Origin of the sequence: Arthrobacter sp., assembly GCF_030540645.1 — a bacterium.
In the GTDB taxonomy this organism is placed as follows: Bacteria; Actinomycetota; Actinomycetes; order Actinomycetales; family Micrococcaceae; genus Specibacter.
This window is the reverse complement of sequence record NZ_JAUNVV010000007.1, coordinates 29,697-38,270: the sequence shown is the minus strand read 5'-3', so window position 1 is coordinate 38,270 and position 8,574 is coordinate 29,697. Positions and strand designations below refer to the sequence as shown.

Here is an 8,574-nt window from a genome sequence, read left to right as displayed (position 1 = left end):
GCCGGAAGGGAGCTGACATGCTCACAATCGTGGGCAATTTACGCCAGTGGCGGCTGCGGCGCTGGGTGGCCGGCGCCGCAGCCGCTGTGGCGGTCTACGTTGTGGTGGCCATTCCAACAGTGCTCATACCCAACAACTTCTTCAGCCGCGAGATCCCGCCCACGTGGTGGTCCTACACGGCGCTTGGCATCAGCTCACTACTGACCGGGCTGCTGGTGGCAACCTACGTGGCCTCCCCCATCACCAGCACGGGCAGTGCCAACAAGTCCGGCGTGTTCGCGTCGTTTTTGACGTTCTTCGCCGTCGGCTGCCCCGTCTGCAACAAATTGGTGCTGCTCGCGTTGGGTTCCTCCGGGGCCATGACGTTCTTTGAACCTGTTCAGCCCGTGCTGGCGGTCATCTCCATCGGCTTGCTGGCGTGGGCGCTGCTGCGCCGGATCTCCCAGGAGAATGCGTGCCGGGTGCCGGTGGCTTCCTAGCCCTTCCCGCCCACCGGCACGCCCATTCATACTGCAGCTGATGCGTGTGCCCCGTCCCGCCTCCAATCAATACTGCAGCTGATGTCAGTGAGATCGCGGTTCACCCGCAGGAGCTGCGATATGAACCATGGGAGTGGCGACCGCACCCGCATGAGCTGCAGCCTCAACCAGAAGCACGACGGCGTGGCTCACCAAAGTCGTGCCGCAACGTACCGATGGCTCAAGCAAGTGCGGGTGCGGGTGCCGGAGGCTGCTTCCGGCGCCCCTGCCCGTCTCTCACGCGACGCCGACGAACCCGGACAAGTCGCCGCGGCGATGCGAAGACGGTGATCACGTCACTGGCGTACAGAACCGAATCCGGGGCACGCCCGGCCAACCCTTCCAAGCCGGCCGCAGCCAGCAGCCCGTCTTTGAGATACAGAAGCTCAGCGTGCTGCAGCGGCCACGGCTCGTGGTGGTTTCGCGCGTAAATGGTGCGCCCGAGACGGGTTTCGTGGAAACCCCACCGGGCCGTCAAAAAATTAGCTACCGGATCGGCGGCGAGCGCAGCATTTGCCGCTGGGTCACAGCCCGGACGCACGATGATGTGGGAGGCTGCACCCGGTTGGCCGTGCCGCTTGGTGCGGTACGCTACTTTCCCTTCGCGCTGACTCAGTTTCATGGAGGCCCACCGATAATTCAGCCCAAAAGCTGCCCGAGCAATGAGCACTGGCACGAGGTGCGATGCCTCGAGACTGAGAAACACAACCCCTCGACGTCCCTGTTCATCGATGGAATACAGGCGGACGTTAACCTCAGGAAAGTCACCGAGCCACGGAATGCTGGGACTGCCAAAGAACGAACTCTTGGACATCTGAAAAGCGATGAGTCCCACCCATGTGGTTCCGCCCATCGTATCGGGGCTGCAGCCCTCCGGCATGTACTTTTCAACGACGCTCGGATCGACTCTCCAGTGTAGAAACGTCACCTCACTCCAGCGTTGCCGCAAAATGGCGCGACCCCCGAGGGCGGGGGCTTTTGGTGAAATCACGGGGACGTTCATTCGCAGACCCTTTCCTTACGCCCGGGCCAGAATCCCGGCCAAATCGGCAGACGCAGGCATAGTGCCGTAGTTGAATGATCGGTCAGACCCCAGGCGCGAGACGACAAACGCGTCGGAGACTGCCGCCGGGGCGAACCGCAGCAACAACGACGCCTGCAACGCGAGTGCCAACTTTTCCACCACGGTGCGCGCCTGCCCGGCAAACTCCTGCGACGCCGAGCGCATCGGTGCAAGCTCTTCCTTCAGCCGAGCCGCAAAATCGTCAAATACCGGATGCGCACCTGCAGCCAGCCGAAGCTCATCGAAGAACGCCTCCACGGACTCCGGTTCGGTGGACATCGCCCGCAGCAGATCCAACGCAATCACGTTGCCTGTCCCCTCCCAAATCGCCATGACCGGCTGCTCCCGGTACCGCATGGCCAGCGGAAAATCCTCAATGTAGCCGTTGCCGCCCAGGCATTCCATGGCCTCATAGGCATGATTCGGCCCCCGCTTGCACACCCAATACTTGGTGACCGCAGTCGCCAGGCGGCGGAACGCGAGCTCTGTTGCTCCGGCGTCGTTATCAAAGGCACGGGCAAGGCGCAGGCCGACGGCGGTCGCGGCCTCAGATTCCAGCGCCAGGTCCGCGAGCACGTTGGTCATGGCCGGCTGATCGATGAGGCGGGCGCCAAAGGCGTGCCGGTGACGGGCGTGCCACACGGCCTCGGCCACGGACTGGCGCATCCCGGCCGCCGTGCCCAGCACGCAGTCGAGCCTGGTCCTACCCACCATGCCCATTATGGCGCGTACGCCGCGGCCAGGTTCGCCGATCCGCCATCCAACAGTGTTGGCGAATTCCACTTCGGCGGAGGCGTTGGAGCGGTTGCCTGCCTTGTCCTTCAAGCGCTGGAGCAGGAACGTGTTGCGGGTGCCGTCCGGCAGGATCCGCGGGATCAGGAAGCAGCCCAATCCGGCGTCGTCCTGCGCCAGCACCAAAAATGCGTCAGACATCGGCGCCGAGCAAAACCACTTGTGGCCCGTGAGCAGGTGGTGCTCGCCTGCGGCCACGGCACGGGTGGTGTTGGCGCGCACATCCGAGCCGCCCTGCTTCTCCGTCATGGCCATACCGAACAGGGCGCCGGGCTTGTTGACGGACAGTTCCGGCGCATACTGGCGCGAGTACAGCCGCGGCAGCCACTCCCCCGCCGCATCCGGGGCCAGTGCGACGGATTCGACGGCGGCGTGGCTCATGGAGATCGGGCAGGCATGTCCCGGCTCGACCTGCGCAAACAGCATGAACTGGGCCGCACGCAGCGCGCTTGCCCCTTTGCCGGGCTTCGCCCACGCCGAAGTATGCGCACCAGCCGCCACCGCCTGGGCGATGACGCGGTGGTACGAGGGGTGATATTCCACCTCATCGATCCGCTGCCCATACTTGCTGTGCGTGCGCAGGATTGGCGGGTTTTTATGGGCCAGCCGGGCATCATCCTGAAACTGCGCAGAACCAACGACGACGCCCGTCGCCTCGAGCGCCCGGGTCCCCTCGGTGTTGGTCCCCCCAGCGGTTCCCGCGTCGCTTCCATCGTCGGCGGCCGCTCCGATTTCCCCGATGGTGTGAAGGTACTCAACGAGCGGCGTATTTTCGCTGAACTCGTTCACGTCCACGCGCGGGGGAGGCTGGTTCAGCACGCGGTGGGTTGGGTAGCCAGAGAGCGGTCCGGCGTCGTTGACGGTCATGGAACTAGGCTATGCCGTGCGTCAAGACCGTGCGTCAAAACCGTGTATCAAGGCATATACCTCAAGACGCATACCTCAAGGCTGCGAGCGCAACACCTGGAGGATCTTTTCCGTGGCCGGGTCCTTGAACCCTTCATAGAAACGATCAAGAACGTGCTGGAAGATGTCCTCGCTCGGCGCTGCGTGGCTGAAAAGGGTCATGGAGGAGCGAAGTTTCATGGCGTCCACGCGACCGAGGATCTCCCCTGCCCGGTCGGTACTGCCGTCGAGCAGGAGCTGCGAACACTCCCGCAGCCGCAGCCCAAGGACAGGGTGAGCCAGGTAGGCCTTCGCTTCCTCCAGCGATGTAATGGCATGAATCGTGGCCATCTTGCTCGAGCCAAGGCCTGAGACCTGCGGAAATACGAACCACATCCAGTGGCTCCGCTTGTGCCCGGCACCCAACTCAGCCTTGACGTCGTCGTACGTGTCTTCCTGCGCAGCCACGAAACGCTCCAGGCCCGCCGTCATTTCCGCGGCCCACTGCCCGGAGTCCTCGACGGGCACCGTCAACCCGGCCGCAGTGCAGGCCCTGTCCAGGAACTGCGCCACCTCACGCGGGTGGGATAGGAGTGGGGTGTGGCTGGAATCCAGCTCGGTCACCACGGCACCCATGCGCGCCGCCATCTCGCGCTGCAGCTGCGGTGGAACGGCCTGATCGGCGGTGGTCACCAAATAGTGCGAGGGTAGGTCCAGCCAGGCAGGTGGGCCAACTTTCACCCTGTCCAACCCGATCCGCACCATACGCTGCGTGGCTGCTGCAACCACGACGGCGTCTGCCGGGGCGTCGGCCGCCAGCACCTGCGCGAAGTGATCCCTGCCCATGTAGGTGTAGTCGCCAGCCACCACCACGTGGGCGGGAATCAGGCTACCCGGGTGGCGGCGCGAAAGTCCGCTCACGGATTCACCCTCGGCCGGGGCGAAGGCCGCAACGTAGGCCAGCCCCTTGACCTCGGGATGCTCGCGAGCGGCCTCGCCATTCACGGCGCCGGCATAGGACCAGCCGGCCAGCAGAACCGGCCCCGCAACGGTGGCGAGGGTGCGGCGCACGGCTGCGACGTCGCCGTCGAACGTTTCCAGGTCAAGCTGCGCCGCCACCGGTGTGTGCCCCATGGCGTGAAGCTCTGTGATGACCCGGGCCCAACTGGAACCATCAGACCATAACCCGTGCACCAAAACGATTGTTGCCATGCAAGCCACCCCACCTGATAGAAGTTCTCCCAACGTACCAAAGGCGGCGGGCGACGAGCGGCATGCGGGCTGATTTCCGCGCTAATCGCAGAGGAACACTCCGGCGCGGTAGCCGTAGTCGCGTTCAAGCTGGTCGATGCCGTCGGGGTCGTGGCCGGTCAGTGCTTCCTGAATGGCTGCCGGCGGGGCGGGGAATTCGGCATTGAGGTGCTTCAACGCCCACGAATTGCTCGTAAACGCCCATTCAAAAACGAGCAGTGCCCCAATCACGGCAGCCCACGTCAGCACATGCGCTGCTGTCCACTCAACCTCTCTGTTCAGCGGCCCAAGCACCATCGAACGAGTGGTGATCATGGCAAAACCAGCCGCGAAGAAACCGGCGAAAACCGCAGCCTCCGTTGCCCCAAACGACACCCCGGAACGGATGAACCACCGGCTGCGCACCATGAACTGCCAGTACATGGCCGCGTTGATAAGAGTCAGCACCGTGTAGACCCACAACGCAGCGAGCGTCCACCACGGAACGTCCTCAATCATCACCGGGACCAGCAACGTTCCGAACAGTGACAGGAGTGCAATCAGGTTGGGCGGGATGCAGATCAGAAAGCGTGTACGTCTGGCAGCCTGTGGCGTGGCGGGTCCGCTGGAATGGGCTTCATCTGCCATCCACTGCGGAATCCTCGCCATGCTGGCCAGCTCGGTGTCGGAGAGGGCGCGCTCTGACTCCATTTCACGCAGCAGGGACGCATCAGCCTCACCAAAGTGCGGGCCGGGCACGGGTTCCTCGGCAAGCTGGACGAAGTGCTGCCCCACGTAGCGGCGCTCAATCATGGTGAAGTCCTCAACGAAGGGCCGTTCCGGGTCAAACCACACATCAAACTCATTACCCGCGGCAGGTGCCCACACCGGGTAGTCAAAAAAGCGGATCTGGGCTGTTTCCGGCTGCCCGCCCACCGTGTACTCCAACTCCACATGGAACATTGCCTTGTTCTCGACAATGAACTGTTCGTTCGTCACTGCCACAACCGTGGCGATGGTGCGTTCACCACCAGCCACGATGTCCTGCTGCTGGCGATGCTCATTCTGGGCCTGCCTCCACACGATCAGGGCCAGTCGGGTGAACTTGAGAGTAGGCAGCAGCAGGACAACGGCTATTCCCACCAACAGCAAAAACCCCAACCATTCTGCGGAAGCTGCCCTGATGGCGGCTGCCACCACGCTGCCGACCAGCAGCCCCACCAGCACAGACGCATGGAGCAAACGCCGTCCACGAGGCGGCACACCAGTATGGCCGTGGTGTTCCGAAGCGCGTTTGAGGTTCCCGTACCCCAACACATGTTTGAAGGCATGGCCAATCTCGTGCCCCAGGGCAAGAGCCCCCACCAGACCAATGACGAACAACAAGGCGGGCACAAAATGGGCCACGTCCTCGAAGATCCTTCTAAACTCCAACGGGGAGAAGAATCCCAACATGGCCACGGCCGTGGCCCACAGCAGTGCCACCAAAAGGCACGCCCGCACAGTCTTGTGGGCATAGCCGGACCACACCACCGGGGACGTGGGCAGCGGGACAGTCCGCGCCGCCAACACCGCCCGCGACATGGGATACGCCACTTGCTTCCCCCTCCAGATAGCTGATCTTTCATTCTGCCCATGGGCAGCAAGGATGTCGAGTTACGCCACGTTCCTAAGCTCCATTGAGCCTATAGCTGCCGTCGGCCGTCTTCTCGCACACACCGTTGCGCTGACAGCGGTAGAGCGACTTGTTCACGGCTGTCTGGATGTCGACTCCGCTGCGCTGCCAGGAAAATACGCTCCGCAATGCCGCGAGGACCTGCCCTTCGGAGGCTCCCATGGAATCCCTGAGTACCAGCCGAATAGCCTCATCGAATTCCTCGGGTGGAATCACACCAGCTTTACGCGCCAGTGCTGCGGATCCCGGCCTACGGACGCTGACGCTTGCAGGCGGTCCCAGCCGGATGAAGCCGTCGTTGTCCAGGCGGGCCCGCACTCCATCAATCCTTGTGCTGTTGACGGCAGCCAACAGATTTTCCTTAATCCGTGAGCCAACACGGCTCACTCCCCATGTATCCCGCAAGCGGGTTTGCAACGTGTCAAGGTGCAGCGGGGCCTCAACGGCAATGACGTGCTCACAGAAGCCGATGAGTTCCGGCAGTGCGTTCGGAGCGCCCGGTTCCACCAAGCGTTTGCCGCGCTGATACCGCGCTTGCGTATATTCCACGGTCCAGGCAGGCGCGGCCGAGAGGTCCACAGATTCAAAGTCAAGACCTGGTTCGTCGACTGCGACGATCGGCGCGGAACTCTGCTTTTCCATCAGCACGGCACCTGGCTGATCCTGTTCGAGCGCCAGTTCCAAGGCCGTCCTCAAACGGGCCAGCTGGCCTACAGGGTCCCGGTACCAGCTCAGGCCCCAAACCCTGAACATGGTCCAACCAAGGTTCCGCAGAACGGCCCCACGTAAACGGTCCCGGTCCCTGGCCGTTTTCGCAGAACTGTACGCAACGCCGTCGCACTCAACACCCAACAGGAACGTTCCTGGCTTGCTGGGGTGCACCACGCCAATGTCCACGCGGTAGCCCGCCGTGCCGATCTGGGAAACAGTTTTATAGCCCAACGATTCAATGGCCTTGCGGACTTCGTCTTCATACGGCTTTTGCGCGTCATCCGTGCCAGCAATGATCGTCGAGCCCAGTGCGACTCTGCCCCGGGCGGCGAAATCCAGGTAGTTCCGCAGGTGCATGTTTCCCTCCGAAGCCCCTTCGCGCATGTCGGAGGCCCGGAAGGAACTGACAATTTCCACCCTGCGCCTCGCCCTCGTGATGGCTACGTTGAGCCGTCGCTGGCCACCCTTGCGCGTCAACGGACCAAAGTTCATGGCCAGTTTTCCCGATTCGTCCGGGCCATAACCGACACTGAAAATAATGATGTCCCGCTCATCGCCCTGAACGGATTCAAGGTTTTTCACAAAGAAGCCGTGGAGACGGTCCCTGTCATCGAGGAGGCCCTGCAGCACGTCCTCGGACTCCAAACGACTTTCAATGGCGTCAAAAATGGCGTCTGCCTGCGCGGTGGAGAACGTGACAACGCCCAGGGAGAGCTCCGGGTTGTGTGTGCGGTGTTCAATGATCCGGTCCACCACCCGCTCCGCCTCGATGGGGTTCTTTGAACCTGCACCACGCTGATAGACGCCTTGCACGTATTCGTGGTGCACACCAAGGTCAGGGGATTCTTGCACGGCACCGGGGAAAGTGTTCAATTTCCCTTCATAGAATCCGTAGTTCGAGTACGTAATCAAGTCTTCGTGGAGACTGCGGTAGTGCCACGTCAGCGGAAGTGAGGGGATGGCCCCGGACGCCTTGCAAAGATCCAGCACGCTGTCGAAGTTGTCGGGGCTGTCTTCATCGTCGGAGTCCTCGTTGAGGCTGGTAAAGAACGAGGTGGGCGGGAGCTGCTTTTGGTCCCCGGCAACGATGAGCTGACTGCCCCGGTAAATGCAGTTGACGGCATCCGCCGGCATCACCTGGGACGCTTCATCAAAGATCACCACGTCAAAGTGCATATTTCCAGGCAGGTACTGGGACACTGACAACGGGCTCATCATGAAGCATGGCCTGAGTGCCTGGGCAATGTCGCCGGCTTGTTCCAGCAGGGTACGGATGGGCTTGTGCCGGGATTTCTTCTCGGCTTCCCGGACAATGATGGCCGCGGCTCCGAAACTCGAACGCGGCCGCCGTGCTGTGCAGGCCTCCACTACGGTGCTGTAGGCAGACTTGATGAGTTTTTCATCCAGTTTCCTAAATTCTTCGACCGTGGCGTTGCGGTTGTCGGAGCGGTAGTTTTCCATGCGGTTGTCTGAGAACGCCACCGCTTCGGCCCATGGCTTCAGGGCTGCCCATTCGAATGCCCCGGGGATGTGTCTTGCTGCAGCCCCCACTTTTTGCAGACTCGCAGCGGTCTCGCCCAGACCATGCTGACCTGCCCACTCGCGGAGCCGCTTGTACTCGAACCACAGGTCAATGTCCGTTGCGGCCGAGTTCTGCATGGCGCCGGCGAGCTCCGCGGCATCTTGAAGGTCATGGCCCA

At 62.5% G+C, this 8,574-nt stretch carries 6 protein-coding genes; 1 reads left to right on the top strand and 5 read right to left on the bottom strand.

Features of this window, described 5'->3' with window-relative positions:
- A partial coding sequence (locus tag Q4P21_RS02675) for a hypothetical protein (protein WP_369598842.1) occupies positions 1-479 on the top strand: 479 nt, incomplete at its 5' end.
- A gap of 220 nt (positions 480-699) precedes the next feature.
- Here Q4P21_RS02675 and Q4P21_RS02670 read toward each other — a convergent pair.
- The 5 genes from Q4P21_RS02670 to Q4P21_RS02645 all read right to left on the bottom strand — a co-directional run.
- Positions 700-1,521, bottom strand: coding sequence for a YqjF family protein (locus tag Q4P21_RS02670; RefSeq protein WP_303387316.1), 822 nt, complete (start codon positions 1,519-1,521; stop codon positions 700-702).
- A gap of 15 nt (positions 1,522-1,536) precedes the next feature.
- On the bottom strand, positions 1,537-3,240 hold the full coding sequence (locus tag Q4P21_RS02665; RefSeq protein ID WP_303387315.1) for an acyl-CoA dehydrogenase family protein: 1,704 nt from the start codon (positions 3,238-3,240) through the stop codon (positions 1,537-1,539).
- 75 nt (positions 3,241-3,315) lie between these two features.
- The gene (locus Q4P21_RS16280) at positions 3,316-4,470 is read right to left on the bottom strand and encodes an alpha/beta fold hydrolase (RefSeq protein ID WP_369598841.1); all 1,155 of its coding nucleotides are present in this window, start codon (positions 4,468-4,470) and stop codon (positions 3,316-3,318) included.
- A gap of 81 nt (positions 4,471-4,551) precedes the next feature.
- Positions 4,552-6,084 (bottom strand): hypothetical protein, encoded by a 1,533-nt coding sequence (locus tag Q4P21_RS02650; RefSeq protein ID WP_303387314.1) that lies wholly within the window; start codon positions 6,082-6,084, stop codon positions 4,552-4,554.
- 73 nt (positions 6,085-6,157) lie between these two features.
- A partial coding sequence (locus Q4P21_RS02645) for a DUF3320 domain-containing protein (RefSeq protein ID WP_303387313.1) occupies positions 6,158-8,574 on the bottom strand: 2,417 nt, incomplete at its 5' end.

What these genes read in the sequence shown, in the direction of transcription:
- Q4P21_RS02670 (WP_303387316.1), bottom strand. Translation starts at nt 1,521, where the DNA reads ATGAACGTCCCCGTGATTTCACCAAAAGCCCCCGCCCTCGGGGGTCGC.
- Q4P21_RS02665 (WP_303387315.1), bottom strand. Translation starts at nt 3,240, where the DNA reads ATGACCGTCAACGACGCCGGACCGCTCTCTGGCTACCCAACCCACCGC.
- Q4P21_RS16280 (WP_369598841.1), bottom strand. Translation starts at nt 4,470, where the DNA reads ATGGCAACAATCGTTTTGGTGCACGGGTTATGGTCTGATGGTTCCAGT.